This window comes from Deltaproteobacteria bacterium, assembly GCA_016709225.1.
GTDB lineage: Bacteria > Myxococcota_A > Polyangia > Nannocystales > Nannocystaceae > Xiheibacterium > Xiheibacterium phototrophicum.
This window is the reverse complement of the sequence record JADJEE010000001.1, coordinates 3,432,339-3,458,186: the sequence shown is the minus strand read 5'-3', so window position 1 is coordinate 3,458,186 and position 25,848 is coordinate 3,432,339. Positions and strand designations below refer to the sequence as shown.

Sequence of the window (25,848 nt, the reverse complement as noted above, 5' to 3'; positions counted from 1 at the left end):
TCGACGTCGCACTCGATTGGCCACGTCCGCTTGAACTGCGCGCCGGAGTGCTGCCACGGGAAAACGCTCGGTCGCCGCAGGCCACGTGTCGTAACTCGCGAGGGTGGTAGCCGCACCACCGGCCATCAGCACATCAAGCCAGCCACTCGGTGCGGCGATCCATGCGACGTCGCTGAACTTCCGAGACGCGTCGGCGGCCTTCAGCTTCTCCTCGCGGGTACCGGTGATGCGCTTGTAGCTGCTCGCCGCGGGTGTCGTGCGGTCCGGCGTGGTGGCGAGCACCATGCTCCCGACGCACACCGGGATGGTGATGCAGAAGACGTTGTCGGTGATGCGCGTGCCGCGCTGGTCGCCTTCGAGGTCGAAGATGAAGACACGCTCGGCGTCGCGTCGCATCTCCTCGCGCATGCCAGAGAAGCCGGGACCGCGAAGGTAAGACGACGCCGTGATGAACGAGACGATGCCCGGCGCCTTGTAGCGATCGAAGACGCGCCACATCGCCCAGCGCCAGAAGTAGACGTAGAGGTTGTAGATGTTCTTGAGGTCGCCACCGCGACCGGCATTGCGTGTGGGCTCCGAAAAGTCCTCGAGCAGCGCGCGCCACCGCGCCAGCCGTCCCAGCCGCCGCGCACCCAGCCGCCTTTGTGGTTGCCGGCGTTTTCGGCGGGCTCGCGCTCGTAGGGCGGGTTGCCGATGATAACCGAGATCGCAGCTTCCTTCTTCACGCGCTCGGCTTCCTTTGCCTCCTCGGCCACGTGCTCCCGATGAACGAGAGCTGCGGAGGGCGTGTGCATCTCGAGCGTGTTGGTGAGGAACACGCAGGCGGTCGTTCTTGGTGAACGTGAAGCCCCGGTCTCCTGCAGCGCGAGACCGAGGCGCAGGTGGCTCACGATGTAGGGCGCCATCATCAACTCGAAGCCGTTGATGCGCGGCAGCAAGTCCTTGCGGACGTAGCTCACCCACGCCTTCCGTACCGCCTCGTCGTCGAGCCCCTGCTTTTTGAACTCGACCTGCATCGTCTCGTGGATCACCTCAATGACACGCAGGAGGAACGTGCCCGTGCCGAGCGCCGGGTCGAGCACCTGGACGAAGGGCGCCTTCGGGTCCACGCCATCGGGCACCGCGAGCTTCTTCGCCTTGGCGAAGGCGGCCCACGTCGTCGTGTCCGCAAGGCCGAGCGGGAGGCCGAAGTCGTTCTGAAGCGAGGCGTGCGCGGTCCGCACGATGTAAGAGACCACCTCGTCTGGCGTGTAGTAGACGCCCTGGTCCTTTCGGACTTGCGGGTCGTAGGCGTCGAGGAAGTCCTCGTAGAAGTGGATCGACGGGTCGCGCTTCTCGTCCTGGAAGACCTGCGCGACCCTGGTGCGCGCGAGCAGGCTCGTGATGTCGTCGAGCAGCCAGGTGAGGTTCTTGTCGAAGTTGTAGTTCACCAACTTGTTGAACAGGTCCTTCAGGAAGGCGCTGGTCTCGGGAAGTAAGTCCTTGAGGTTCTTGCGCGTGAAAAGCGGGCTCTCGCCGCTCGAGATCCAACGTGCGGCCAGCATGCCGTAGGTGATGGTCTGCGCGTAGGCGTCGGCGAACTTCGCGACCGTCAGCGTGGCGAGCGCAGCGTTGAACGTGTCGAAGAGCTTCTTGAGCGGGCCCTTGTTGTTGCCGGCCTCGATTTCCTTCTCGAGCTCCTCGACGGCGAGGGCCTTCAAATGCTGGGCGCGCCATGCGAGCTCCTCGGCGAGCTGCTTGGGCTTCTCGATGGCGCTTTTGCTGACGACGAAGAAGCGCGACAGGAGTTGGACGACGCCGCCCTCGCCGTCGAACTGAGTCCGCTTCGGGCCTCGCGTGAGCCGACCACGAAGCGGTGTCCCGCCCTGCCAGAGCTCCAACTCCGGCTCGGCGCTGTCGGGGTAGATGACGAGGACGTTGTGGAAATGGTTGTTGTTCGCGAGCGCTGCGCGCAGCGGCTCGACCTTCGCCTTGGTCGACGCGACGTACACGATGAAGCCGAGGAGCCGCTCGTTGCGGTCGTAGATGCGAACGCCCTGGAGCGGGTTCTTGAAGCCTGGCTTCTGCGACTCGACGGGATCGGCGCCGATGCCGTGGTTCACGGGTAGCTCGATCATGTCGAGGCGCCGGTTCTGGTTCGCGCTCTTGCGGTGGATGCCGAACGAGCCCGCGATCTCGTCGAGCACGTCGCGGAGCTTCTTGCGCAACTCCTCTTCGGCGATCCCGAGCAGGCTCCCCTGCGTGCAGACCGCGAGGAGGTCCTTGATCTTCTTGCGCTCGGCGCCCGTGATGAAGGCGTCCTGCCACTTGGCGCCGCTCGCGAGCTTCTCGAAGTGACGGCTGAAGAGCTGGTCGAGGTGCTCCTCAGCCAAGGGCCGATCCCAGTCGCGCACCTCTTCACGGAGAGTGAACACCTCTAGCGCCGTCGTGGTGGTGCTCTTGGTGCCGAAGCAGACGAGCTGGCGGCCAGATGTGGATGCGCGGTCGTCGACGATGGAGACGACGCAGAGGGTCTCGGTCTGCGCGCCCTTGCCGGGCGGACGCCGTGCGCTTCTTCTCGAAGCCCTCGAGGACGTCCTGAACGATGCGGTGGAGCGCGTCTTCGAGCTGATCGGTCTGCCGGAAGAACGGGTCGGCCAGCAGCTCGCGCCCCTTCTTGTCGAGCTCGAAGAGCACGATGTGGAACGGGCGCTCGTTGGTCTTCGGCCAGTAGATGCCGGCGTTCGGCAGGAACTTGCTGGTCGTCTGGTCGCCGCGGACGATCTCGTCACGGGGCTGCGCCTCACCGTGCGCGAAGACCTCCTCGAGGAGGAGCTGAGCGAAGCGCGTATCGGCGGGCGGCGGAACCGAGGGCGTGGTGGTGTCGTCGTTGCCGAAGACATCGTCTGCGCTGAACGAAGCGGCCGAAGTCGACTTCGACGCCTTCTTCGGCTTGGGCGCAACACCATCGAGAATGCGGCTAACGAACTCTTCCTTCTTCATGCTTCCTCACTCGGTCTCACGGGCGCAGCCTCGTCGAGAACACGAAGCTGAAGGAGTCGAAATCCACTGACGGCGATGGCGCGCCGATCGGGCTCCGCGCCAAGGAAGCCCGCCGAGATGGCCGACGCACCTTGCAGGAGGGGGCGGCGCATGTCGCCGAGCTCTTCCAGGGCGGGGTCTTCGTCGACAAGGCGCCGCGAGGCCGCGAGGAGGTCCTCGGCGGCGATGGGGCGCGAGGCGTCCTCGGAGAACGGAAGGCCGGTGCGCGTCGCCGCCGGGAAGGTCTTGCTGTCGAGTGCGAGCCAGAAGTTGAGCAGCGAGTCCGCGGGCTTCGCCGTCGTCCACAGCCAGTGCGGAACACCGTCAACGAGGCGCGGTTGGAGCTGCCGCGTGTAGACGGTGGTTTCGCCGCCCTTACGGCCAAGCTGCGCCCACGCGAGGATGCGGTCGTCTTGGCGCCCGCCGACCTCACGGAGCCAGCCGTTCCACGCGGCGAGCCACTCGGCGTCGATGCCGCGCTCGCTCATGAGGCGGCGAAGGCGTTGTTGGTAGCCCGCGATCTGCTCGATGGCGCGGTCGCCCTGCCAGGCGTTGAGGGCCGAGATGCCCCGGAAGCGGTAGTCGGCCATCCAGTCGGCCTCGGCGCCGGTGCCTTGTTCGAGGCCCAGGGTGAAGTCGATGGCGAGCGTCTTGTTGGCGATGCGCTCGCGGAGCTGCAGCTCGGCCTCAAGCTCGTTGGGCAAGAGCAGGTTCACGGTGACGGGCGCGGTGCGTGGGTGCTCGTGCCACCAGTAGCGCGGCGGCGCGACTCCGAGGTCGCGGGCGAGCCCTTCGAGGTCGGGGAAGCTCGTGGCCTCCTCGATCGCGGGGTTCAGACGGCGATCGATACGGCCGGCGCGCTGGATCATCCGCACCGGGTTCCAGTGTACGTCGTAGTTGATGAGCAGTGCGGCGTCCTGGAGGTTCACGCCCTCCGCGAGCACGTCGGTAGCGAAGAGGACGTCGGTGGGCTGCTCGCAGCGCCTGCGTCCAGCCGTTGGTCCACAGCGCATCGAGCTGCTGCTGTTCGAAGGCCGAAGCGCCGGGCAAGCGCGGGCGCGACGGACCGAGCGGTAGAACGGCGCGAAGGCGTGGATGACCGCGTCGCGGTCTTCGGTCTCGCCGCTGACGACGGCGCTGCGGTCTACGAGGGCGAGAACGTCCTCGTGGCGAACCGCGCGCCCGACGTCGGCACCGAGCAGCCCCGTGACGATTGCCCACTCCTGACGCGAGAGCGCGTGCGCCGCTCGCAGCACCGAGTCGACGTAGGCCAGGGTGTCGGTGAACTGCGAGAAGACGATGACCTTCTGGCCGTCGGCCCGCGCGCGCAACAGGCGCGCCACCAGGCGCCGCAGCTTGCCGTCGGTGACGATGCGCATCGCCCAGGCGGCCGAGTTGGGCCAGTCGACCTCCTGGCCGCCGTTGATGAAGCGCTGCGGCCAGTCCTTCTGGGCGAAGCGGCCGAAGACGATGTCGGCGAGGCCGGGCGCGTACGCGAGCAGCGTGGCCAGATCGCGCGTGAGGTGCTCGCGCAGGTTCCACAGACGATTGAGCTGCTCCTTGCGCTCAGACGACTTGTCGTCGTCTCGTCCGAAGAGGTCGAGCTGGGGCGGCGGCGGGTCGTCGGAGTCGGCGGCGGAGCACGCGCGCTGTGGGCACCGCTCCACCGCTCGAGCAGATCGTTGCCGCGCGCCCTCGCCTTGCCGCCGGTAAGCAGCGTGTCGATGCGCTCACGCTCGACGGGGCTCACCGTCGACGAGGTCCGCCAGCTCGGCGGCGAGATCCTTCTCGCGCTTCTTGTCGCCGACCTCGTGGCACAGCTTAGCAAGCTGCTTGAGCCGATGCGCGTGCAGCGCCAGCAGTCGAAGCAGGGTGATGAGGAACGCGACCGGCGAAGACTCAAGGCGCTTGAGCACCAACACGCGCTGCAGGCCGACGACCGACGAGACCTCGCCCGCGTCGCGGATGCCGTCGCGAACGTCGGCCCACATGTAGACCTTGAGCGAGAGCGGGGGCGTCTCCGCGTCGGTGGCTTCGCGCTGGGTCTCGAAGAGCGGCAGGAAGCGCGCGAGCACGTCGCGGGTGTCGTCGTAGACGTCCTCGTAGACGAGCTTCTCGGGCGTGGCCGCGTCGGGCCGGAACAGGAGCCGTGCGTTCGAGCCCTGCTCGCGCTCGATCTGCTTGCAGAGCGCGCGCGAGCGCTGGACCACAATGCGGTCGAGCAGCTCGCCCGCGATGCGCGCAGGCACTTCTGCCGGAGGCTGGCCGCTCTGGATGGCGGCGCGCACGGCGGTTTGCTGCGCGGTGAGCCGTTTCTCCTGCTCCCTGAGGTAGTCGCCCACGCGCGGCACTTGCACGCCGAACTGCACGTCGTCACGGAAGTCGGGCGCGTACGCGAACTTGGCGGTAGCGTCGCCGTGGATGAGGAGCGCCGCGACGTCCGCCGCGCCCTTGCCTTGATGGTCTTCGTGACGCGCTCCTCGACGTCCTTGAACACGCGCGTGCGGTACTTATCGGGCGTGAGGTTGTCGTTGAAGAAGAGCGGCTTGCCGAACATCAGCGCCGCCTGCTGGCGCAGGTCTTCGAGGCTGTTGTTCACGGGCGTCGCGGTGAGCAGCAGCACCTTGCGGCGCAGGTCTTTGCGCGGCTGGAGGCGCAGGAGGTCACGCAGCACCGTGGTGCGGCGCGCGCCGACCGAGCGGAAGTTGTGCGCCTCGTCGACCACGACGAGGTCCGACAGGAGCAGGTGCTCCATGTCGCTCATGCCCGCGCGGCCGCGCGTGAGGACGTCGCTCGACGGCACGATGCGCGAGAGCTTCGAGTGCGAGATGACGCGGATGGTGGCGAGCGGAACGCCGTGCGCAGCGAGAGGCGCGATGGCCTCGCGCTGCCAGGTGCTCACCACCGAGTTGGGCGAAAGCACCGTGATTCGGAACGGGTCGTCGGTCGCCGAGCGCTTCGCGTCCGCGAGCTGGTCACGCCACTGGTTCGCGTAGTGAACGGCGACGGTGGTGGCGACGTAGGTCTTTCCGAGGCCGACGCCGTCGCAGAGCATCGCGCCGCGGTGGGCGTCGAGCTGGGCGACGAGGCGCTGCGCGGCCTGACGCTGATAGGCGGCGGCCTGGTAACGCTCTGTCGCGGCGTGCAGCGTGCGCTGCTGGCCGACCATGCGCCCGATGTGATCGAGGAACACGAGCCACGCCTTCTCGCGCGGGTTGCACTCATCGAGCGACGAGACGCGGCGCACGGGGCGGGCGAAGTGGGCGTCGACGAAGGCGCGCGCTTCGCGGTCCCACTGCCGATGCGGCGTCGGCGAGAGCGAGGCCTGCGTGTCCCAATGGCCCCATTCATCGCCCGGGCGAACGTGGCCGAGCGCGAGGTGCGCACAGAGGTGGAGCAGCATCTCGGCGAACAGTGAGGTGGGCTGCTCGAGGTCGACGGCGACGACGACGCGATCGCTCTCCGGGACGAGGCGCGCGATGGCGTTGGCTTCGGGCTGGACCACGAAGGTGCCCTCGGGACCGTCGGTCCTGTCGACGATGGCCCAGGCGAACGGGATGTCGAAGTGCGCGGCGAGGTGGGCATGCAGCTCGGTCAGCGCCTCGCGCGGGCTGCGCGTGAGCACGTCGTAGTGCTCCCACCAGCCGGGCTCGGGCGCGCGCGGCTTCGATGGCTGGCGCGAGCCCGTTGACCCACAGGGCGACCGCGCCCTCCGAGCTTGCGGTGCTCCAGACGGCGTCGCGGAGCGTGCTGCGGACCGGCTGGGCGGCGTCGTTCGACTTCGTCGTGTTCCAGGAGAGCGGATGGTCGCCGGTGAGCTCTGCCTCCTTGAAGCCACCGCACCGGACCGCGAGCCCGACGAACGCGTGCGCGGCGTCGAGCGCGAGGCCCTCGGCAGTCGTCGGGAGCGCGAGCGCGGTGATGGGGGCGACGACGTCGGCGTCGGACTGGAGCCATAGGCGAGAGGTGGCGGGGCCGCTCGTGAACGGCGCGGGATAGCGACGGGAACCCGGTTCGGAGCGCTGGAGAGCGAGCTCGATGGCGATCGCGTGCTCGCCGGGTCGGAGCGCGAAGCGGAGCTTGTTGATGGCGGCGCGCGCGAGCCTATCCGCGATCTCTTCGGCGGTGAGGTCTTCGCGGGGCGCGCCCGTGGTCAGCGTTGCGGTGACCTTGGTGCTCGCGCCAAAGAGCAGACTCGTGAGCGCGCGGAGATACCGAGAGGCCTCGGCCGCCGACCCGAAACGCAGACGCACGTCGAACCGTTCGGCGCGCGCGATTTCACGCAGCGCGCTCGTCGGCTCGAGTCGTCGTTCATTCGTGGTCAGCGTTGCCCCCGTCATCGCTTGCTCTGCTGGCCTCCTCCGTCGTCTTCCTGGGCGCCTCCCGCCCGAACCCACTCGTCGACCTCGGACAGCTTGAACTTCCAGAGCCGGCCGATGCGGTGAGCCGGGAGCTTCCGTGACTCGATCCACCGGTACACCGAGTCCTTCGCCACCCCGAGGTGCTTGGCGACGTCTTCAACCGAGGCCCAAGGCTCTGTCGTCGTCATCGCTGCGCTCCGGGCAGAGGAGGACCACTGTGCACCTGAGCACGGTACCCAGATCTGGTTCCCCAACAAGAGTCGAGAAGAGTCGAGAAGGCCGTAGGTGCTGGTGGTCCGGCTGGCGACTGGCAGCTTCGCGGTCCCCGCGCCACCTCGGGGAGGGGCTTTGCGCCAAGAACTTCGGTGTTTCCGGGGGCTCATGTACCTTGCCCAGAGGGCGCGGTCCGTAGATACTGAACGCGCGAACAGTATCATGGCGAAGACGCGACCGACATCCAAGGGCTCGACCCATCGCTTCGGCGGCGACTGGACCGACGCCAAGCTCGACGTCCTCGCCAAGTACCTGAAAAGCTACACGACGGCGCTGGAGGGCAAGCCGACGCCTGAGCAGCCGTTCCGCAAGGCGTACATCGATGCGTTCGCGGGCACCGGCACGCGCACCGCGCGCGAGCCCGAGTCGAGCGGTGCCTCCGAGACCTTGCTCTTCCCCGACCTCGCCGAGGCGGCCCCGCAGAAGCTGCTCGACGGATCGGCGAAGCTCGCGCTGCAGGTGGAGCCGCGCTTCGACAAGTACATCTTCATCGAGCGCAGCCCCGAGCGCTGCCAGCAGCTCGAAGGACTCAAGACCGAGTTCCCCGCGCTCAAGGACGACATCGACGTTCGCCAGGGCGAAGCGAACGAAGTCATCCAGAAGCTCTGCGCCGACCCCTCGAAGTGGAAGTCGCGGCGCGCGGTGCTCTTCCTCGACCCCTACGGCATGCAGGTCGAGTGGCAGACCATCGAGGCGGTCGCTGCGACGAAGGCGATCGACCTGTGGCTCCTCGTGCCGCTCGGCATGGGCATGAACCGCCTCGCGCCGAAGTCTGGCAAGCTGCCGGAGTCGTGGCGACAGCGCATGAACGCCTTCCTCGGCACGGCCGACTGGTACGACGAGTTCTACAAGGTCGAGACGAAGCCCACGCTGTTCGGCGATCACCAGGTGCAGGTGAAGGCGTCGATGGACGTGATGGCGCGCTACTTCAACAACCGCCTGAAGCAGGTGTTCGCGGGCGTCGCCGAGGAGCCGGGCGTGCTCTGGAACTCGTCGAAGAACCCGCTGTACATGTTCTGCTTCGCGGTAGGCAACGAGCGTGGCAAGGACATCGCGCTGCGCATCGCGAACCATCTACTCAAGACGATCATCAAGGAGGTGCGCTGATGGCGCTCGGCTCCGGCATCGAGTGGACCGAGTCCACCTGGAACCCCGTCACGGGGTGCAACAAGATCAGCCCCGGCTGCAAGTACTGCTACGCGGAGCGCATGGCGGAACGCCTGCAGGCGATGGGGCAGCCGAACTACAAGAACGGCTTCAAGCTCACGCTGCAGCCGCAGATGCTGGAGCTGCCGCTCCAGTGGAAGAAGCCGCAGACGATCTTCGTGAACTCGATGAGCGACCTGTTCCACAAGGACGTGCCGCTCGAGTACATCCAGCGCGTCTTCGATGTCATGCGCCGCGCGCACTGGCATCGCTTCCAGGTGCTCACCAAGCGCGCCGACAGGCTCGCCGAGCTGAGCCCCGAGATCGCCTGGCCCGAGAACGTGTGGATGGGCGTGAGCGTCGAGAACGCGAACTACGTCGATCGCATTGACGACCTGCGCACGACGGGCGCGGCGGTGAAGTTCCTCTCGCTCGAGCCGCTCCTCGGTCCGCTGCCGAAGCTGAAGCTCAAGGGCATCGACTGGGTGATCGTCGGCGGCGAGTCGGGTCCGTGCGCGCGCCCGATGGCTCCCGAGTGGGCGACGGACATCCGCGACCAGTGCGCGAAGGCGGGCGTCGCCTTCTTCTTCAAGCAGTGGGGCGGCAAGAACAAGAAGAAGGCCGGCCGCGTCCTCGAGGGCAAGACCTACGACGCGATGCCCGAGACAGCGCCGACGGTTCCCGTCGCGCGCGTGTCGCGAGCTGCCGGACGCTCCCTGGCCGTCGTGGGCTGACGCGGCCAGACGCGCGCCCTACGCGACCAGCTTCGCCCACGCCGCCCGCTGCTCGGCCCACGTCCCCGCGTGGGCCACCGCCCGGAGGGTCCGCTCGGCCATCGGCTCGGCGCCGTCCACGGCTTCGAGGGCCAGGACGGCGGCTTGGAGATCGGGCGCCAGGAGCAACAGGTCGAGGAGCTGGGTCACCCGCGCTCGCGTCAGCCCCAGCTTCCGCGCCACGTCGGCCCGGTCGGCGATGGCGCCCCGGTCGATGGCGGCCTGCAGGTGGTGCGCGAGCGCGAGCTGTTGGGCGACCTTTGCGGGCCGTCGGACGGGCTCGGGCTTGGGGGGCGGCGGCGTCTCGGCAAGCGTGATGCTCCGGCTCTTGTGGCGGAAGAGCGGCTTCTCGATGACGCGGAAGGCGTCGCCCTCGGCGTCCGTGTTCTTCCTCGCGCTCGCCTCGCTGCTCTCGGCGTCTCTCACGCCGCCTCCTTCGCGCTCGTGACGGCGTCGAAGTTCACCAGCTCGAGGCGGCACATCCCGGTCTCCTCGTCGACGCTGACCTTGGCGACGAGCGCGCGCAGCAGGCGCCCCTGGTTCTCGGGAGTCATCCCGCCCCACACCCTCCCGAAGTTGCGGAGCGCGCCGACGAACCACTCACGCTGGCTCTCGACGAGCTCGAGGTCGAGGGCATCGTCCTCGATCGCCGCGCAGCCGGCGCTCGGCGTCGTCGAGCCGGGCAGCCTCGGCGCGGAGCTTCGCTTCGACGAGCTCGCGTGCGCGGCCCTCGAGCCGCACCACCTCGTCGGTGAGCTTCGCGGTGGTGGCGGAGGCCTCGGCGATCTGCGCCGACAGCGCCTTGCGTACCTCTACAAAGGTCGAGCGCTCCTTCGCGACGCGCGCCGAGAGCTTGTTCTGAATGCGCTCGGCCAGCGTGCCGTCGGCGGTCGCCTCCGTGAGGCGCTCCACGACGAAGTCCTCGAGGGCGCGCGCGGGCAGCGGCCGCGCGGAGCACCTGTCCGTGCCGTACTTGTCGCGTGTCGAACACCTGTAGAATCTGTACGTCTTCCCGCTCTTCTTCGTCGTCGATCCCGGGCACATCGCCTCGTCACAGCCCCCGCATCGCAGGAGCCCGCGCAGCACGTACTCGGGGTTCGTGCCGGTGACGCGCAGCTCGCCGCCCACCGTGCCGAGGAGCCGCTGCGCCTGGCGGTAGGTCACGTCGTCGATGAGCGGAGGATGCTCGCCGTCGAACAAGTCGTCGCCGTACATCATGCGTCCGGCGTAGAGCGGGCTCCGCAGCACGCGCGCGATGCCGTCCTTGCTCCAGAGCGGGCCGCCCTTGCGGCCGCGCTTCGAAGAGCGCGGCAGGAGCCCGCGCTTGTTCAGCTCGCGGGCGACGACGGCCATCTGGCGGTGCGCGAGGAACAGCGCGAAGGCCTCCCGCACGATGTGGGCCTCGGCGTCGTTCACGACGAGCTTCTTGTCCTTCGCCGAGTAGCCGAAGGGCACGGGTCCGCCCGTCCACTTCCCCTTGCGGCGCGCACCGGCGATCTTGTCGCGCGTCCGCTCGCTGATCATTTCGCGCTCAAATTCCGCGAAACTCATCAACATGTTCATCGTCAGCCGCCCCATCGCGTCGGCCGTCGAGAAGTTCTGCGTGATGGAGACGAAGGACGCGCCCGCGCTGCTCAGGCGCTCCATCACCTTCACGAAGTCGAGCAGCGAGCGCGAGAGGCGGTCGACCTTGTAGACGACGATGACGTCGACCTTGCCGGCCTCGACGTCGGCCATGAGGCGCGTGAACGCAGGGCGGTCGATGTTCGCGCCCGTGAAGCCGCCGTCGTCGTAGCGCTCGTCGACGAGCGTCCAGCCCTGCTGCCGCTCGATGTACGCGAGGCACGACTCGCGCTGGGCGTCGAGGGAGTTGAACTCCTGCTCGAGCCCCATCGTCGTCGACTTGCGCGTGTAGATCGCGCAGCGCTTCGCCTCCGGCGCCGGCGCGCTCGCTCGCTGGCGCTGCTTGCTCATCGCGGCTCCTTCGACGGAGCCGGCGTGTGCTCGCCCTCGTCGGGCTGCTCGGCGTCACGCTCGACGACGGCGAGCAGCCGCTCGAGGTTCGTGTTGAGCCGCGCCAGCTCCCGCACGAGCGACGGCATCGTCGACTCGTAGAAGCGGTGGCCCATCTGCGTGCGGAAGAACTCGCTCATGCCGCGGACTCCTCGCGCGCCGACTCGCCGCGCTTCTTGAGCCCGAAGAAGAGGAACCCGTTCCAGCGCGTGCCGGCGATCTCCGTCGCGATCGCCGAGAGCGACTTGTACCGCCGCCCTTCGTACTCGAAGCCCTCCGCGCAGACCGTCACCTCGTAGGCCTTGCCGTCGAAGACGCGGCGCAGGACCGTGCCCGCGGGGGGGACGCGCGGGTCGCGCGGCTCGGTGGCCTGCACCACCTGCAGCGCCTCCATCGGCGTGGCCGCGTCGCTCGCTCCCTGGCCCTGGCTCTGACGCATGCGCCAGCGCTCGGGCATCTGGTCACCGAGCTGGTGGATGCGCGCGAGCGCGCCCTGCGAGAGCCCGCCCTCGGCGAGTTCCTGGATGCGCCAGGCGAGGCGCTTCTTCAGGTAGTCCTTGTTCCGCGAACGCGTCGGTTCGCCGTACAGCTCGCGCCACCTCTCGGCGAGCTGGCCGACGGTCATCGCCTCGAGCGCCGCGAGCTGAGTGGGGACGTCGTCGAGCTCGCGCATCGCGGTGCGGGCTCTGGCGGTCGTCTTGTTGGTCATCGTGCCTCCGTCGTTCGCGCGCGCACCGTGCTCGCGCGTCGTCGGCATGACGGCTTCTTCCCCGGTAGAAGACAAGGCGAGAGCCGGAGAGAGCAGAGAGGTCACGACGTACCTCCGTGCGCGGCAGCGCGTCGGCTGCGCTGCTCCTTGCGCCACATGTCGAGGAGCGTCTCGGCGAGGACGTCAGCCGCCTCGTCGAGACGACGCTCGACCTCGGCGCGGCGCACCTCGGCGCTCACCGTGGCTGCGGCCGCGCTGGGCCGCGTCTTCGGGATCGTCGCTTCCACAGGTGGGAAACGCGGTCCCGCGCGCCGAAACGGGACAGGAGATCGTCACCGACCTGCACGTCCCCATTGACCGGGGAGGCTCTGTTTAGTATTTAGGCAACAGAACATCGCGCCCTGCTTCCGGGGGGCGCTCAGCGAGGAAACGTGAAGGAACGGTTTGGAGAACGCATTCGGCGCCTGAGGACCGAGCAGAAGCTCGGGCTCCGCGAGTTTGCCACGAAGGTCGGCATCTCGCCCACGTACCTGTCGCGCATCGAGACCTCGAGGAGAAGGCGCCGCCCGCCGAGGACGTCATCCGCAAGATGGCCGCCCAGCTCTCCGACAGCTTCGACGAGCTGATGACGCTCGCCGGGCGCGTGTCCGAGGAGTCGCTCAACGTCATCAAGGCCGACTCGGGGATGCCGGAGTTCCTGCGCACCGTCGGCGAGCGGAAGCTGTCGGCGGAAGACCTCATGAAGCTCCTGCCCAACGAGCCGAAGAAGGGGAAGCGCTGATGACCTTCAAGGTCCCCTTCCGCTCCGACGCGCAGATCGAGAGCGCGGTTCAGGAGCTGCTGCGCCAGTACGCCAAGGCGAAGGGTGAGCCGCCGCGACCGCCGATCCCCGTCGACGCGATCGCCGAGAGCGTCCTCGGGCTCACGCTCGAGATGGGGGACCTGCGCAAGAAGCTCGGCAAGCCCGATGTGCTTGGTGCGACGTGGCTCGACGACGCGCTGGTCGTCATCGACTCGTCGCTCGAGGGGAACGAGGGCCGCTACTGCTTCACCCTCGGCCACGAGGTCGGCCACTGGCAGCTCCACCGCCCGCTCCGCGAGATGGACAAGGTCACGTTCCCGCTGTTCTCACGCGAGCCCGGCGCCAAGGCGACGGCCGCCATCGTCTGCCGCGACGGGCAGCGCGATTCGGCTGAGATCCAGGCGGACAAGTTCGCGGCGCTGCTGCTCATGCCGGCGAGCGACGTGCGGGCGGCGGTGAAGCAGGTGACCGGCGAGCCTCTCGCCATCGACAACTTCGTCGCCCGCAAGAAGGCCGGCGAGCGCATCGCCGAGCTGCGCGACTTCGCCGCCGAGGTGATCGCGAAGGGCGGCTTCACCAACGTGTCGAACCAGGCGATGCAGATCCGCCTGGAGGCGCTGAAGCTCGTCGTCGACGGCGCCCAAGGACGCCTTTTCTGATGTGGGGGAGCGGTTTCGTTCGCTCTCGATGTCCCCTGTTTAGGCAACAGTCATCAACCTGGAGAACGCATGGCAAACCGCGAATGGAACCCGAAGTCCTTCTTCCGCCACCTCACGCCTGACGCCCTCGATGTCGTCGGCGATGCCGAGCCTGGGCGTTTCTTTGAGCTTGCGCCCGGCGACCACGCCGAGGTCACGCAGCAGACGGACCTCACCGGCGTGATGCTGGTGCGCGCGCTTTGCGGTTGCGCGTGCCCGCGTCGACCCCCTCCGGGGCTCGCGTGGGAGGCCAGCATCATCGTCGATGGCACCAAGCTCGCATCCATGCGCGGCAAGCCCGGCCGCGAGCGTCTCGTCACCGACCTCGCCGCGAACGTCTCGAAGCTCTCGGGCCTGCATACCGCTGGGGTGCGGCTCGAGCTGGTGACCGCGTGAGGAGCCCGGCATGAGCACCCTCGAGCTACCCGCGCTCTACGTCGACTCGGTGGCGCTCGTGGTGACGACGCCGAGGCTCGTGCTCGTGAACCGTGACCCGAGCCCCGGCGAGAGCGGCGTGCCCATCGACGCGACCATCGCCCTCGAGCTGGTCGACACCGGGCCGGACGGCGTGGAGCGCTCGACCGCGCGCGTGTGGATCGACGGCGTCCTCGCGTTCGACGGCAGCGCCGTGCCCGAGCTCGCCCCGGCCTTCGCGGGTCCGCTGGCCAGCGTCACGCAGACCACCGACACGCTGCGCGTCGTGCTGCATCCGGTGGTTCCGCTCGCGAGCCTGGCCACGGTCCACGTGCGCGTGCTCGCTCAGACCGTGGGCGGCGCGGCCTCGCTCGACGAGGTGTACTCGTTCGTCGTCGAGGACCGGACTGCGCCGCGTGTCGTCGGCGCACAGGCGCTCGCGCAGAAGACCGTGCGCGTGGGATTCGACGAGTCGGTGCTGGTCCCGAGCGGGGCTAGCTTCCACCTCACGCCGAAGGGCGCGCCGGCCGTCTCAGTCGCCGTCGCCGGTGTGAACGTCGAGGGGAGTGTCGTCCTCCTCACGCTCGACACCGAGATGACGCCCGACGTGCTTCACGAGGTCGTGGCCGTCGGCGTGACGGATCTCTTCGGCAACGCCGTCCTCGGCCCCTACGACCGCGCGAGCTTCACCGGCTTCCGTCCCGCGCGCCCGGAGCGGCGCCGCTTCGATCTGTGGCGCATGCTGCCGAAGCACAACCGACGCGACGACCACACCGGCGACTTGTTCCGATTCGTCGCGTGCCTGCAGGAGGTGACGGACCTCCTGCTCGCCGACGTCGATCGCTGGCCCGATATCTTCGACCTCGAGCGCGCGCCCGAGGCCTTCGTCGACCTCATCCTGCGCGACCTCGGCAACCCGTTCCCGTTCGAGCTCGACGCGATGGGCAAGCGGCGGCTCGCGTCGGTGCTCGTCGAGATGTACCGGCAGAAGGGCACGGCCAAGGGCATCCAGAACGCGATCCGCTTCTTCCTCGGCATCGACATCTCGGCCATCACGCCCTTCAACGCCGACACGCTCTACCTCGGCGAGTCGCTGCTGGGCGTCGACTGGGTGCTCGGCCCCTCCGACCGCTTCGCGCGCTACGCTTTCAACGTCGAGGTCGCGCGCATCCTCACCGACCGTGAGCGCCAGCAGCTCCGCGCCATCGTCGAGTACCTGAAGCCCGCGCACACGCACTTCGTAGACCTCGTCGAGCCGCTGCCGCCGGTGCTCCCGAACCACTGGGAGCTGGGCCTCAGCGACCTGGGCGAGACCACGGACCTGCACTGAGCGGCCTGACCCCAGGCTTCCGACGTCTCGGCCCAGCCAGCGCGGCCGCGCGCTCGAACCGCCCGCCTCCTTGTGCGCCCGCTCCGGCGCCTTGTGAACGCATCATGCCCCCTGACCGAGCGTGATCCCACCGCCAGGGCTCCCCTGCCGCCTCTCGCCAGTCCCCTCTACTTCATCTTCTGGCGTGGGCCCCGCGGTGCCAGGCCCCAGACCCTCTCTGCGCCCCGGACCAGACCAGGGTTAGCCATTGCCCCGAGGCGAGGCCCGCGTCGCAGCCCGCCAGCCCCGCCGGGGCCCCCCGCCAGGAACCGTAGCCCCCGCACCGCCTGCCGGCGGTCCGCCCACCCACCTGCTGTCCCCGACTCGGCTCCTGGCCGGCTTTGCCTCCCCGGAGGGCCCCGTGCCCGCCGAGGCAAGGACATGGCCGATCGCGTCGACTTCTACTTCCGCCAGCGCGTCACCGAGGCCGAGCTCGACCTCGCGTTCGCGTTGCTCGAGAAGGCGGACCGGGACCTCGCCGCCGACCTGAACATCTACGGCATCGTCTCGGGCGCCGTCCCCGCGCCGCATTCGCCGGTGCCGGACCTGACGGTGGACCTCACCGCGCCCGGGCGGGCCTACGACAACCTCGGTCAGCGCATGTTCTTCGGCACCGGCCAGACCGTGGACTGCGCCGTCGACCTCGTGGGCATCCCGACCGATGTCGCCACGGTCGGCAACGAGCGGTGGCTGGGCATCTTCCTGCGCTTCAAGCGCCAGCTCTCCGACCCGCGCACGGACGGCAACTCCCAGCAGGTGTTCTTCCGGCGCGACGAGTCGTTCGAGCTCGTGGTGCGGCAGGCACCCGAGGGGGCCATCGGCGTCGCGCCGAAGCCCGCGCTGCAGGCCGACGAGCTGCTCCTCTGCGACGTGCGTCGCCGCCCCGGGCAGACGCAGATCCTCGTCGCCGACCTCGACACCTCGCGCCGGCAGGCGTTCATCTTCGCGCAGGGCACCTCGGTGGCCGTGACCACCGGGACGTGGAGCATCCTCCAGCCGCTCGCCGCGACGGTCCAGGCCGCGTTCGACGAGGCCGACGCCGAGCTGCGCGACCACTTCACGGCGGTCGCGCGGCGCCATGCGGCGACCGCGATCGACTACGCGCCACACGGGTTCGTGGGCGCGGGCAACGTGCAGGCCGCCGTCGACGAGCTGATCGACGACCTCGCGACCGGAGCGGTGGGCAGCTCCGGTGCCTCGCGCGTCGGCGTGGATGCGGCGGCGGGCGCTCCCAACGCGCTCCCTGCGGGCTCCGTGAAGAGCCAGCTCGCGCAGCTCCTCGGCTTCCTGAACACGCACGTGAGCGCGCCGACCGGTGCGCACAACGCAGCGGCCATCGCGGCGACGCCCCACAACAACATCGCCGGCACGAACGTCCAGGCGCAGCTCCAGGAGATCGTGACGGACCTCGTCGCGACCGGGGCAGCGTCGCCGGGCGCGGGGCTCGTCGGCGTCGATGCGATCGCGGGCGCGCCCACGGCGATCGCGGCGGGCACGCTGCGCGCCGCCCTCGTGACGCTGCTCGGCGGGCTCAACAGCCACGTGAACCAGGCGAGCGGCGCGCACGCCGCGAGCGCGGTCTCGGTCGCCGATGCGGGCGCGAACCTCAACGCCGCGAATGTCGAGGCCGCGCTCGCCGAGATCCTCGACGCCTTCGAGGATGACCACTTCAAGGGCAACGAGGCGAACGCCGGCCAGCACCGCACCATCCACATCCCGCCGCTCGGCGGGACGAAGGCGCTGATCCTCGACGCGAACGCGTCCGGCACCGCCTCGACGCGCCTTCGCATCTACTCGGACACCGCCTCCATCTGGTTCACGCTGAACGCCTCGTGGGACGGGACCCAGTGGGTGCGTGACGCGTCCGGCACCTTCTGCGGGGCGTTTCGCTTCGCCCGCAACGAGATCGAGTTCCTCCACGAGGACTCATTCGCTGCGACCTTCACCACCTGGACGCGCACCTGGCGCCTGCCGATGAGCAGCACCGTCAACTCCGCGTTCGAGCTGACGGGGACGGTGCGCGAGGTCGGCCGCGTCGGGATGGAGTGGTCCAACGCCGACAGCGCGACGCGCACGCTCGCCGGTGGTGGCGCCGTCACGTTCCGCAACCGATTCCCGGCGACGCCGTCGTCGATCACGTTCAGCGCGCTGAACACGAGCAGCGGGTTCTCAGGCAGCCCCGACGTACGCTTCGCCGACCGCGATGGCTTCGGCTTCTTCTCGTACCAGTCGCTGGGGGCAGCAGCGACCGCGTACTGGTTCGGCTCGTACACCGCCATCGCGTGAGGAGCACATGGCAATTCAGGAGATCACCGACACCGAGCTCGTTCAGCGCTGCGCAGGGTGCGACCGCGAGAACCGCGTTGCGCTCGCGAACCTCGCGGTCGGTGTCGAACGCGACGACCAGGTCGAGGACGGAGTCGTTCCTCTGCCTGAGTGTCCCACCTGCCGCTCGCGAGAGTTTCTGGTGCGCTCGCCTGCGAGCGAGCAGGCGCACCCGTCGCAGGGCAGCTCCGGGCACCTCCACCGGCTCATGGTCGACGAGCTGCACTCGCAGCTCGTGAAGAAGGGGCGTGTCGTCGAACGTCTCGTGGGCAAGGCCGAGCAGATCGTCACCAAGCCCATCGCCACTGAGGTCAGGGCCCGCTTCTTCGACAAGGGGCTGAAGCTGCCGGCGCGGGCTGTCGAGGAACTGCAAGGGAAGGAGCCCGGCCAGTGAGCGGCGGCTTCATCGTCGGCGGCAAGACCACGTGCCCGGTCGAGGGCCTCTCGATCCGCACGTTCGCCGAAGACGGCGTCCATCGGTTTCCCTCGAAGGGCAAACGAGCTCGCGCGGTCGAGCTCGTCATCCACGAGACCGTCACGCGCAGCGTCGACTCGACCATCGCGGTCTTGAAGAAGCGCGGGCTCAGCGTCCACCTCGTGATGGGCGCGGACGGCGCGCTCACGCAGCACGGCGACCTCGCGACGGACATCCTCTGGCACGCGAGCCAGCACAACGGCGCGTCGTTCGGCGTCGAGGTCGTGAACCCGTACTACCCGAGCTACCTGAAGCCGGGCCTGCCGTGGGACCGCGTCATCAAGGCGCCGTGGGCGCACAAGGGTGAGTACGTCCTGCCGACACCCGCGCAGGCGGAAGCGGTCGCCGCGCTCGTGCGCTGGACGACGAGCGCGCCGTCGGCGGGCATCGCGGTGCCGCGCGCGTGGCCGGGGCTGCGGGACGGACGCTTCGCACTGGGCCTCGTGCCTGCTGCCGCGAAGGCGCCGCTGCCGGGTGTGCTCGCGCACCAGTACTTCGGGCACGCCGACGGCTCGATGCTCGTCCTCTACGCATGGCTGCGCCTCGAGGCCGGGCTCGCGCCGGACGTCGCGTTCGAGGAAGCGGTGAAGCGCGCGACCGGCGTGCGCCGTGCCGACGTTCGAGACCTGCTGCCCACGCCCGCCGTGGCCTGACCAAAGAGGAGAGACGGATGGACACCTTCACCAGCGTTGCGACGTGGCTTCAGGCGACCGGCCCCTACGGCCTCGTCGCAGTGCTCGGCTGGGCCTTCTGGCGCGTGAACGAGAAGAAGGACGCGCAGCTCCGCGAGCTGTTCGACAAGGTGGCCGAGATGGGGCGCGTGCAGACCGAGGCCGTGACCAAGGTCGAGGCCGCGCTCGTCGCGCTGAAGGACGCCATCGAGGACATGCACGACAAGGCTGCGTGAGGACCGTGCGCGGAGTTCTCGCGAGGTAACGCGGGCTTCCGCGCGCCGGTCGATTTCTCGCTTCTTCGCCTTGGAAGGTCGCCAGAAGGAAGCCTGTATGTCGTCGCGAACGGGGCGCACCGCACGGACCACCCCGACGGAGACGACGACATGAAGGTGAGCGAGCTGATCGAGTTGCTGGAGGAGCAGGACCCGGACGCCGAGGTCCTCGTGATGATGCAGCAGAACTGGCCGTTCGAGCTGAGCCTCGCAGGCGTGACGACGCGCGAAGAGATGCTCCGCGCCGATCGCGACGAGGACGGCGATGGCGACGACGACGAGGAGCCCCGCCTCGAGCGCGGCACCGCCAAGAACGACGTCTTCCTCGTCGAGGGCGAACAGCTCCGCTACGGCTCGAAGACCGCGTGGAGCGTGGCCACGCGTTGAGCGCGCACGCGGTTCCCAGCGAGGTCGATTCTTCACGGAATGACCTTGCTGGGGGCGCGAACGGAAGCCTGTATGGCGAGGCGATCAACGCGGAGGACGACGATGCAGACCACGAACAAGAAGCGCCCCGGCAAGAAGGAGCCGACGGTCGACGAGCTGCTCGCCGCCATCGCGAAGGCGACGCTCCACATCGACACGCTCGAGACACGCAAGAGCGACTCGCTCGACTTCCACGACGTCGCGGTCTGGTCGGTGAAGGCCGCGCTCGAGGCCGCGTACCGCGCGGGGCTCGCCGCCGCCAAGGAGGAGCGATGAAGACGCTCGGCACCACGACGACCTACGACGGCACCGAGCACGCCTACCTGCGCGGCCACAAGGTGCGCATCGTCGCTGTGCTGAAGAACGCGCTGCGCGCCGACTACGACCCGGACCGGGACGGGCAGTACATCCGCGACGAGGAAGACCTCGAGCGCGCGGGCGGCGTGACCGCCGACGACCGCGTCGAGGTGCAGCCCTGGCTCGCAGCAGAGGGACGCTTCAGCTTCGTGTCGAGCGACCCGCGCGCCATCGACCTCGCGTGCTTCGCGAGCCTGAAGCGCTGACGACCTGAACGACGACGCGCTCCATCACGGAGCGCAAGCCCACCACGCGAGCCAAGGGCGCGCGCGTGAAGGGCGACGTGTACCCAGCGCCCGACGAGGAGAGCAGTCATGAGCACGAAGACCAAGACCACGAAGACGAAGGCCAAGAAGGAGAACCTCGCAGCCCTCGGGCTGCCGGCGCTGTGGGAGCGCTTCAAGGAGGCGACGGGGGAGACCACCAAGAGCCCGAACAAGAAGTTCCTCGTCCGGCGCATCGAGGAGGCGTTGGCCGCGCGCGCCGTCGAGCCCGCGCCCGCCGAGGAGCCGCAGCGCCCGACGCGCACCAGCGCGCGCGCGACGCCGGTGCCCGAGCCCGAGACGACGCTCGCCGAGAGCACGCCGCCGAAGCCGCGCGGTCGGTTCGCGTCGATGACGATCGAGGAGCTGCAGACGAAGTACCTCGAGGTCGTCGGTCGCTCGACGGGCAGCGACGACCGCCGCTACCTCATCTGGAAGATCCGCGAGGCCGAGAAGGGCCGCATCAACGTCGGGCCGCGCAAGACCCGCGCGCGCGACGGCGAGCCGCTCGATGTGAAGATCCTCCCGCTGCGGCTCGAGGCGGACGTCGCCGACAAGATGGACGAGGCCTGGCGCGCGAAGGGCATCAAGAACCGCATGGAGTTCTTCCGGGGGGCCATCGGCCACTACCTCGCGCATCTCGGCGCGCGCGACGCGGCCGCGCTCTTCACGAATGTGGGCGCCACGGGCGCGTGAACGCGGCGGAATCGGCGGGGCGTCGGCAGGCCTACAACCGCCTCCGACGCCCCATGTCCGCGGAACCTCGCGGCTATTCCAAGCGCCTGAAAACACATGCGAAATCAACGTGTTCGGCCTTGCTAGGGGCGCGAACGGAAGCCTGTATGTCCTCACGCGACGGGCACTGGGCCCCGCGCAGAACGCGAGGACGACGACGATGAAGACGCTGCGATTCGGAATCGAGATCGAGACGGTGGGCCTGAGCCGGACGAAGCTCGCCGAGGCCATCCACAGCGTGGTGGGCGGCACCGTCTCGAACGACTACCGGGACGTGCGCATCACCACCGCGAGCGGGCGCACCTGGAAGGTCGTGCCGGACGGCTCGCTGAGCGGCGGCGAGAACAGCGGCGAGATCGTCTCGCCGGTCCTCGGCTACGACGACATCGAGGAGCTGCAGAACATCATCCGCGCGGTGCGCACGGCGGGCGCGAAGGCCGACCACTCCACGGGCATCCACATCCACGTCGGAGCGGAGCGCTTCGACGCCAAGAGCGTGGTGAACCTGGTCAAGCTGGTTCACAAGCAGGAGCGCCTCCTCGAGCACGCGCTCGGTGTCAGCGAGCAGCGCCTCGCGCGCTACTGCCGCCCGATCGAAGCCCGCTTCATCGAGGCGCTCGAGGCGCGCCGCCCCAAGACGATGAGCGACGTGCGCGACGCCTGGTACGGGCGCAGCGGCGAGACGCCGAGCCGCTACCACAGCAGCCGCTACCGCGGGCTGAACCTCAACAGCCTCTTCTTCAGGGGCACGTTGGAGTTCCGCTACTTCAACGGCACGCTGCACGCCGGCGAGGTGAAGGCCTACGTGCAGCTCGTCCTCGCAATGGCTGCGAAGGCGCTCTCCTCGAAGGCCGCGTCGAGCAAGCGCCGCGAGTTCAACCCCGCCACCGCGAAGTACGACTTCCGGGTGGTGCTCCTGCACCTCGGGCTGATTGGCGACGAGTTCAAGACCGCGCGCCTGCACCTCACGAAGAAGCTCGCGGGCTCGGCGGCATGGAAGGGCGAGCGCCGCGACCGCCGCCCGGCGATGGACACGCAGCCCGCGACGGAGAGCGAGGAGGTCGGTGATGCCCGCGCAGCGTGACCGGCGCCGACGCACCAGCGCCGGACCGCGAGCCGGCGCTGGACTCGATGGGGAACAGAGGCGATGCATGACGACGCCGGGCGACTGCCCGAAGCGAGATGAGAAGATGAACCCGGTGCTCTACTTCGCCTACGGCTCGAACCTCGACGACGCGCAGATGCGCGAGCGCTGCGCCAACGCGCGCGTGGTTGGGCGGGCGACGCTGCCGAACTACGCGCTGGTCTTCGGCGGCTTCAGCCACCGCTGGGGCGGCGCGGTGGCCAGCGTGGTGCGCGCCAAGGGCGCGTGCGTCGAGGGGCTCCTCTACGAGCTGGGCAACGTCGACCTCCGCGAGCTCGACCGCTTCGAGGGCCATCCCTTCGCCTACGAGCGCGTCATCCGGTGGGTGCGCGACGAGAGCGGGCGCCGCCGCCGCGTGATGACCTACCTCCAACCCGAGGACGGCTTCGAAGCGTGGGCGCCGCCGCTCGGCTACTTCACCGTGCTCTGGCACGCGTACGCGCGCCTGGGCTTCGACGTCGAGCCCCTGGCTCGCGCAGCGGGGGTGTCGCCGTGAGCGCGCCCCGGAGCCAGAGTCGCGCGCCCACGCGCGTCTTCGTCTACGGCACGCTCCTCGCCGGTGAGCCGAACCACCGCGTCCTGGCTGGCGCGCGGCTCGTCGCGAACGCGCGCACGCAGCCCGCATTCGAGCTGAGGGACCTCGGACCGTTTCCGGGTCTCGTGAGTGGCGGCGCGCACGCGGTGGCCGGCGAGGTGTATGAGGTCGACGAGGCGACGCTCGCCGCGCTTGACCGGCTCGAAGGGCATCCGCGCTTCTACCGTCGCACGCGCATCGCGCTCGAGGACGGCGCCGCCGTCGAGACCTACCTCCTCCCGCCCGAGCAGGTCGAGGGTCGTCCCGTCATCGCCTCGGGCAACTGGCGCTCGCGCCGAAAGGAGACCGCAGCATGAAGATCGTGATGAGAGACGGGCGCGTGTTCCAAGGCACCGCGCTGCAGATCGTGAAGGCCATGCAGGACATCGCGTTCGGCGTCGAGGACTTCACCGTGCCGAAGTACATCGAGTGGGTCGTCGCCAACGCGCGCAAGTTCGAGGAGGTCGAGCTCGACGTGAAGGGCGAGACCGACGAGGAGCTGGCCGCGTCGCTCGTCGCCGAGATGCTCCGCACCGGCCTCACGGCGAAGGGGTAGGCAGAAGGCCTCCACGCCCGACGCGCGCGGAACGTCGCGTGTTCTCGCGCGAGGTCGAATCCTCGGATCTTCGCCTTGCTACGTGCGCGAACGGAAGCCTGTATGTCCTCACGCGACGGGCACGGGGCTCGACGCGAAAGCGAGGACGACGACGATGAGGATCAAGAGCACCACCGCCTTCCGCGCCTACGCCGACGCGCGCGCTAAGCGCGCCACCGAGCAGGCGGCAGCCACCGCGCGCTTCATGGTGAAGTCGGTGAACAAGGACGGCTCGATCAGCCGCATGGCGCCCACCAGGAACGACTGGAAGTACGACGCGTTCGCCACCGCCGAGGACGCGGAGAAGCGCCGCGCCCAGCTCGAGGCGATGAACCCCGGCTCGCGCTACGCGGTGGTCGCACTCTGACGCGCGCCACGGGCGCCGACGTTGGCCCACGTGGCCGCGTCACGCAGCCCGGCGTCGTGCCCCGCGCGAAGGGCCACGGGCGCGCCCGGGCGCAACGTCGTCGCGGCCCATCGCCGTGTAGGCGCCCGGCCTCCAAGTGCCTGAAAGAACATCGAGAATCGACATCCGTCCGCCTTGCTATGGGTCGAAACGGAAGCCTGTATGTCCTCACGCGACGGGCACTTCGCGCGACGCGCCACGGAGGACGACGATGAGCACGACGATGAAGAACACGCTGGCGACGAAGACGGTGAGCCAGGGCGAGAGTCGCTACGGAACGCCCGAGCCGCAGATCGCGCTCCGCTTCCCGAAGGGCACCAGCTACCGCGTCGTGAAGGCCGCGCTCCACAAGCTCGCCGCCGAGATCGAGCTGGCGACGCCCGCGAGCGAGAGCTGGTGCGTGAACACCGAGGACTGCAACGAGAGCGGGCGCGTGTACCTCGAGCTCGCCGACGCGACGCCCGCGGAGGCCGCGCGCGGGATGGCGCTCCTCGAGACGGCGCTGTGGGGTGACCACTCGGCGGCCTGGGGTTCATCCGGTTGATCGCCTTTGCGGCGAGTGGTAGCCTGTACTTCATGCCGACCGGTTCCTTGCGTCTCCGCTGAGTTGCTCAAGTCCACTCGATGGGCGTTCGTGCGCTGAAGACGCGCGTCGCCTCGACTTGTCTTGTGCCCAGGAGAATGCTCGTGACCGATCTGAATGCTGCAGCCGCGTGGCTGCGAACCAACGCCGTTCGTCTCTCTACCATTGACCCGAACGCCCCGCTCGATGACCTCGACCCGCTGCGTGAGTTCATCGGCGACGCTCGAGTCGTCGCACTCGGTGAAGGCGCGCATTTCATCGAAGAGTTTTGGACCGTGCGCCAGCGACTCGTCCGCTTCCTGCACGAGCAGCTCGGGTTCGACATCGTTGCCGCCGAGTTCGATGTCGACGAAGCCGAGGACCTCGATGTGTGGCTCGCGAACGAAGCCGATCCGCGTCCGCTCGGTCGCGTGAGTCGCGGTGCTTCCGACTGGGGCATGTGCAACATCGCGACGTGGCTGCGCGCGTGGGGGGGTTCCAGGCCACGGCGACCTCGATTTCTAGGGCTGGATCTCCCCAACGGGGGAAGCGCGTTTGCCTCTACCGTTGAGCGATTCGCCAGCTTCGTTCGCGAGGTCGACGCCGATGCGCTCCCTCTACTGCTGGCGGTCGAGCAGGCGAGCGCGAAGCTCGTCGGCACGTCGGTGGCGCGCACCGCGCAGGCGTGGGCAAGCCTCGGAACGCACCAGCAAGACGCGTTGACGGCGAGCCTCGCGCGGCTGCGCCTCCGCATGCGCGCGCTCGACGCGGTGCTCGTGGCGCGTTCCTCTCGCGACGCTGTGGATCGCGCACGGCGTCAGCTCGACTCGCTCATCCACGCGGATTACGCGATGCGCACGAACGAGGCCATGCACCGCGGAGCCGAGGCGGCTCTGGATCACTCGGTACGCGATCGCTTCCTCGCCGACTCGGTGCTCGACGTGTTGGCGCGTGAACCGGAGGCGCGCGTGGTCATCCTTGCGCACAACGGGCATGTGCAGCGTCTCCCCGTGGTGTGGGGCGACTACGTCTCGGCGCATCCGATGGGCATGTATCTCAGTGCGGAGCTTTGCGACGACTATGTGGTCATCGGCACCACGACCACTGGCGATGTCACGAGCGAGATGGAGCTCGCGCCCGAGACGGAGGTCGGCTTCCGGGTGGTTGAGACCCAGTTGGAAGCGCCGCAGCCGAGCAGCCTCGAGGCGGCCTTGATCGCTGCGCAAGCCGGTGAGCAGCTCTCGCTGGTCGCGTGTCGGAGGGCGCCGGCCGGGATGTTCAGTTGCTTGAGGGCGCAGAGCGGATATCTCACGACCGACGTCACGGCTGCGTACGACGTCATCCTCTCGCTGCCGAAGCTGACCGTGCAGCGCGACCTCGGCTTCTGAGCCGGCAGGCCCGACAATTCGGATCCAGCCGTATCGAGCGTCGCGCGGGGCCCACGAGGGGCGGACCGCGGAT

General features: G+C 69.0%; 34 protein-coding genes. 24 read left to right on the top strand and 10 right to left on the bottom strand.

Translation table 11 applies throughout. The annotated features are described in order from the left end of the window. Positions 1 to 200: 200 nt before the first annotated feature. The 4 genes from IPH07_14245 to IPH07_14230 all read right to left on the bottom strand — a co-directional run bounded on the left by IPH07_14245 (position 201) and on the right by IPH07_14230 (position 5,270). The gene (locus IPH07_14245; GenBank protein MBK6918551.1) at positions 201 to 2,414 is read right to left on the bottom strand and encodes a hypothetical protein; all 2,214 of its coding nucleotides are present in this window, start codon (positions 2,412 to 2,414) and stop codon (positions 201 to 203) included. Then, a complete protein-coding gene (locus tag IPH07_14240) occupies positions 2,398 to 2,982 on the bottom strand; it encodes a hypothetical protein (protein ID MBK6918550.1) in 585 nt (194 codons plus the stop codon). Before IPH07_14240 ends, IPH07_14245 begins: the two co-directional genes overlap by 17 nt. Beyond that, a complete protein-coding gene (locus tag IPH07_14235) occupies positions 2,979 to 4,400 on the bottom strand; it encodes an SWF/SNF helicase family protein (protein ID MBK6918549.1) in 1,422 nt (473 codons plus the stop codon). The genes IPH07_14240 and IPH07_14235 overlap by 4 nt, the downstream gene beginning before the upstream one ends. A gap of 351 nt (positions 4,401 to 4,751) precedes the next feature. After that, positions 4,752 to 5,270 carry a hypothetical protein gene (locus IPH07_14230; GenBank protein ID MBK6918548.1) on the bottom strand — a complete coding sequence of 173 codons (519 nt, stop codon included), beginning with the start codon at positions 5,268 to 5,270 and terminating at the stop codon, positions 4,752 to 4,754. A gap of 102 nt (positions 5,271 to 5,372) precedes the next feature. Here IPH07_14230 and IPH07_14225 point away from each other — a divergent pair, with 102 nt between their 5' ends. Together IPH07_14225 and IPH07_14220 are read left to right on the top strand one after the other, a co-directional pair. Then, positions 5,373 to 6,017: a hypothetical protein gene (locus tag IPH07_14225; protein ID MBK6918547.1), complete on the top strand. Its 645-nt coding sequence runs from the start codon at positions 5,373 to 5,375 to the stop codon at positions 6,015 to 6,017. Beyond that, positions 6,017 to 6,439 carry a hypothetical protein gene (locus IPH07_14220; protein MBK6918546.1) on the top strand — a complete coding sequence of 141 codons (423 nt, stop codon included), beginning with the start codon at positions 6,017 to 6,019 and terminating at the stop codon, positions 6,437 to 6,439. Before IPH07_14225 ends, IPH07_14220 begins: the two co-directional genes overlap by 1 nt. 918 nt (positions 6,440 to 7,357) lie before the next feature. Here IPH07_14220 and IPH07_14215 read toward each other — a convergent pair. Next, on the bottom strand, positions 7,358 to 7,570 hold the full coding sequence (locus IPH07_14215) for a helix-turn-helix domain-containing protein (protein MBK6918545.1): 213 nt from the start codon (positions 7,568 to 7,570) through the stop codon (positions 7,358 to 7,360). A 247-nt stretch (positions 7,571 to 7,817) separates the two neighbouring features. On the opposite strand from IPH07_14215, the gene tcmP reads away from it, so the two are divergent. Together tcmP and IPH07_14205 are read left to right on the top strand one after the other, a co-directional pair. Next, entirely contained in the window at positions 7,818 to 8,762 is a 945-nt protein-coding gene (tcmP, locus tag IPH07_14210) for a three-Cys-motif partner protein TcmP (protein ID MBK6918544.1), read from the top strand. Then, complete coding sequence (locus tag IPH07_14205) at positions 8,762 to 9,535, top strand: phage Gp37/Gp68 family protein (GenBank protein MBK6918543.1); 774 nt, start codon at positions 8,762 to 8,764, stop codon at positions 9,533 to 9,535. The genes tcmP and IPH07_14205 overlap by 1 nt, the downstream gene beginning before the upstream one ends. A gap of 18 nt (positions 9,536 to 9,553) precedes the next feature. On the opposite strand, the gene IPH07_14200 is transcribed toward IPH07_14205, so the two are convergent. The 5 genes from IPH07_14200 to IPH07_14180 form a co-directional block, all read right to left on the bottom strand. Then, positions 9,554 to 9,802 carry a hypothetical protein gene (locus tag IPH07_14200; protein MBK6918542.1) on the bottom strand — a complete coding sequence of 83 codons (249 nt, stop codon included), beginning with the start codon at positions 9,800 to 9,802 and terminating at the stop codon, positions 9,554 to 9,556. 372 nt (positions 9,803 to 10,174) lie between these two features. Then, entirely contained in the window at positions 10,175 to 11,548 is a 1,374-nt protein-coding gene (locus IPH07_14195) for a recombinase family protein (protein MBK6918541.1), read from the bottom strand. Beyond that, entirely contained in the window at positions 11,545 to 11,727 is a 183-nt protein-coding gene (locus IPH07_14190) for a hypothetical protein (protein MBK6918540.1), read from the bottom strand. Before IPH07_14190 ends, IPH07_14195 begins: the two co-directional genes overlap by 4 nt. Then, entirely contained in the window at positions 11,724 to 12,296 is a 573-nt protein-coding gene (locus IPH07_14185) for a DUF2924 domain-containing protein (protein MBK6918539.1), read from the bottom strand. Before IPH07_14185 ends, IPH07_14190 begins: the two co-directional genes overlap by 4 nt. A gap of 101 nt (positions 12,297 to 12,397) precedes the next feature. Next, complete coding sequence (locus tag IPH07_14180) at positions 12,398 to 12,583, bottom strand: hypothetical protein (protein MBK6918538.1); 186 nt, start codon at positions 12,581 to 12,583, stop codon at positions 12,398 to 12,400. 144 nt (positions 12,584 to 12,727) lie between these two features. Here IPH07_14180 and IPH07_14175 point away from each other — a divergent pair, with 144 nt between their 5' ends. The 20 genes from IPH07_14175 (at position 12,728) to IPH07_14080 (ending at position 25,775) form a co-directional block, all read left to right on the top strand. Next, positions 12,728 to 12,922: a helix-turn-helix transcriptional regulator gene (locus IPH07_14175; protein ID MBK6918537.1), complete on the top strand. Its 195-nt coding sequence runs from the start codon at positions 12,728 to 12,730 to the stop codon at positions 12,920 to 12,922. Continuing rightward, the gene (locus tag IPH07_14170; GenBank protein ID MBK6918536.1) at positions 12,886 to 13,077 is read left to right on the top strand and encodes a hypothetical protein; all 192 of its coding nucleotides are present in this window, start codon (positions 12,886 to 12,888) and stop codon (positions 13,075 to 13,077) included. Before IPH07_14175 ends, IPH07_14170 begins: the two co-directional genes overlap by 37 nt. After that, positions 13,077 to 13,757: an ImmA/IrrE family metallo-endopeptidase gene (locus tag IPH07_14165; protein ID MBK6918535.1), complete on the top strand. Its 681-nt coding sequence runs from the start codon at positions 13,077 to 13,079 to the stop codon at positions 13,755 to 13,757. Before IPH07_14170 ends, IPH07_14165 begins: the two co-directional genes overlap by 1 nt. Before the next feature lie 69 nt (positions 13,758 to 13,826). Continuing rightward, a complete protein-coding gene (locus IPH07_14160) occupies positions 13,827 to 14,192 on the top strand; it encodes a hypothetical protein (protein MBK6918534.1) in 366 nt (121 codons plus the stop codon). Between the two features lie 10 nt (positions 14,193 to 14,202). After that, positions 14,203 to 15,540, top strand: coding sequence for a phage tail protein (locus tag IPH07_14155; protein ID MBK6918533.1), 1,338 nt, complete (start codon positions 14,203 to 14,205; stop codon positions 15,538 to 15,540). A gap of 420 nt (positions 15,541 to 15,960) precedes the next feature. After that, positions 15,961 to 17,865, top strand: coding sequence for a hypothetical protein (locus IPH07_14150; protein MBK6918532.1), 1,905 nt, complete (start codon positions 15,961 to 15,963; stop codon positions 17,863 to 17,865). Positions 17,866 to 17,872: 7 nt separating this feature from the next. After that, complete coding sequence (locus IPH07_14145) at positions 17,873 to 18,298, top strand: hypothetical protein (protein MBK6918531.1); 426 nt, start codon at positions 17,873 to 17,875, stop codon at positions 18,296 to 18,298. A gap of 11 nt (positions 18,299 to 18,309) precedes the next feature. Next, complete coding sequence (locus IPH07_14140; GenBank protein MBK6918530.1) at positions 18,310 to 19,032, top strand: N-acetylmuramoyl-L-alanine amidase; 723 nt, start codon at positions 18,310 to 18,312, stop codon at positions 19,030 to 19,032. Positions 19,033 to 19,049: 17 nt separating this feature from the next. Next, complete coding sequence (locus tag IPH07_14135; protein ID MBK6918529.1) at positions 19,050 to 19,286, top strand: hypothetical protein; 237 nt, start codon at positions 19,050 to 19,052, stop codon at positions 19,284 to 19,286. A 150-nt stretch (positions 19,287 to 19,436) separates the two neighbouring features. Next, the gene (locus IPH07_14130; protein ID MBK6918528.1) at positions 19,437 to 19,712 is read left to right on the top strand and encodes a hypothetical protein; all 276 of its coding nucleotides are present in this window, start codon (positions 19,437 to 19,439) and stop codon (positions 19,710 to 19,712) included. A 102-nt stretch (positions 19,713 to 19,814) separates the two neighbouring features. Continuing rightward, positions 19,815 to 20,027 carry a hypothetical protein gene (locus tag IPH07_14125; protein MBK6918527.1) on the top strand — a complete coding sequence of 71 codons (213 nt, stop codon included), beginning with the start codon at positions 19,815 to 19,817 and terminating at the stop codon, positions 20,025 to 20,027. After that, positions 20,024 to 20,314: a hypothetical protein gene (locus IPH07_14120; GenBank protein MBK6918526.1), complete on the top strand. Its 291-nt coding sequence runs from the start codon at positions 20,024 to 20,026 to the stop codon at positions 20,312 to 20,314. The genes IPH07_14125 and IPH07_14120 overlap by 4 nt, the downstream gene beginning before the upstream one ends. A gap of 108 nt (positions 20,315 to 20,422) precedes the next feature. Then, positions 20,423 to 21,067: a hypothetical protein gene (locus IPH07_14115; protein MBK6918525.1), complete on the top strand. Its 645-nt coding sequence runs from the start codon at positions 20,423 to 20,425 to the stop codon at positions 21,065 to 21,067. A gap of 199 nt (positions 21,068 to 21,266) precedes the next feature. Beyond that, the gene (locus tag IPH07_14110; protein MBK6918524.1) at positions 21,267 to 22,190 is read left to right on the top strand and encodes an amidoligase family protein; all 924 of its coding nucleotides are present in this window, start codon (positions 21,267 to 21,269) and stop codon (positions 22,188 to 22,190) included. Between the two features lie 115 nt (positions 22,191 to 22,305). Then, entirely contained in the window at positions 22,306 to 22,746 is a 441-nt protein-coding gene (locus IPH07_14105) for a gamma-glutamylcyclotransferase (protein ID MBK6918523.1), read from the top strand. Continuing rightward, positions 22,743 to 23,141 carry a gamma-glutamylcyclotransferase gene (locus tag IPH07_14100; GenBank protein MBK6918522.1) on the top strand — a complete coding sequence of 133 codons (399 nt, stop codon included), beginning with the start codon at positions 22,743 to 22,745 and terminating at the stop codon, positions 23,139 to 23,141. Before IPH07_14105 ends, IPH07_14100 begins: the two co-directional genes overlap by 4 nt. Before the next feature lie 8 nt (positions 23,142 to 23,149). Next, positions 23,150 to 23,380: a hypothetical protein gene (locus IPH07_14095; protein ID MBK6918521.1), complete on the top strand. Its 231-nt coding sequence runs from the start codon at positions 23,150 to 23,152 to the stop codon at positions 23,378 to 23,380. 154 nt (positions 23,381 to 23,534) lie between these two features. Continuing rightward, positions 23,535 to 23,786, top strand: a complete 252-nt coding sequence (locus tag IPH07_14090) for a hypothetical protein (GenBank protein MBK6918520.1) — start codon at positions 23,535 to 23,537, stop codon at positions 23,784 to 23,786. Between the two features lie 250 nt (positions 23,787 to 24,036). Then, the gene (locus IPH07_14085) at positions 24,037 to 24,369 is read left to right on the top strand and encodes a hypothetical protein (GenBank protein ID MBK6918519.1); all 333 of its coding nucleotides are present in this window, start codon (positions 24,037 to 24,039) and stop codon (positions 24,367 to 24,369) included. A gap of 143 nt (positions 24,370 to 24,512) precedes the next feature. After that, entirely contained in the window at positions 24,513 to 25,775 is a 1,263-nt protein-coding gene (locus IPH07_14080) for an erythromycin esterase family protein (protein ID MBK6918518.1), read from the top strand. Positions 25,776 to 25,848: the final 73 nt, after the last annotated feature.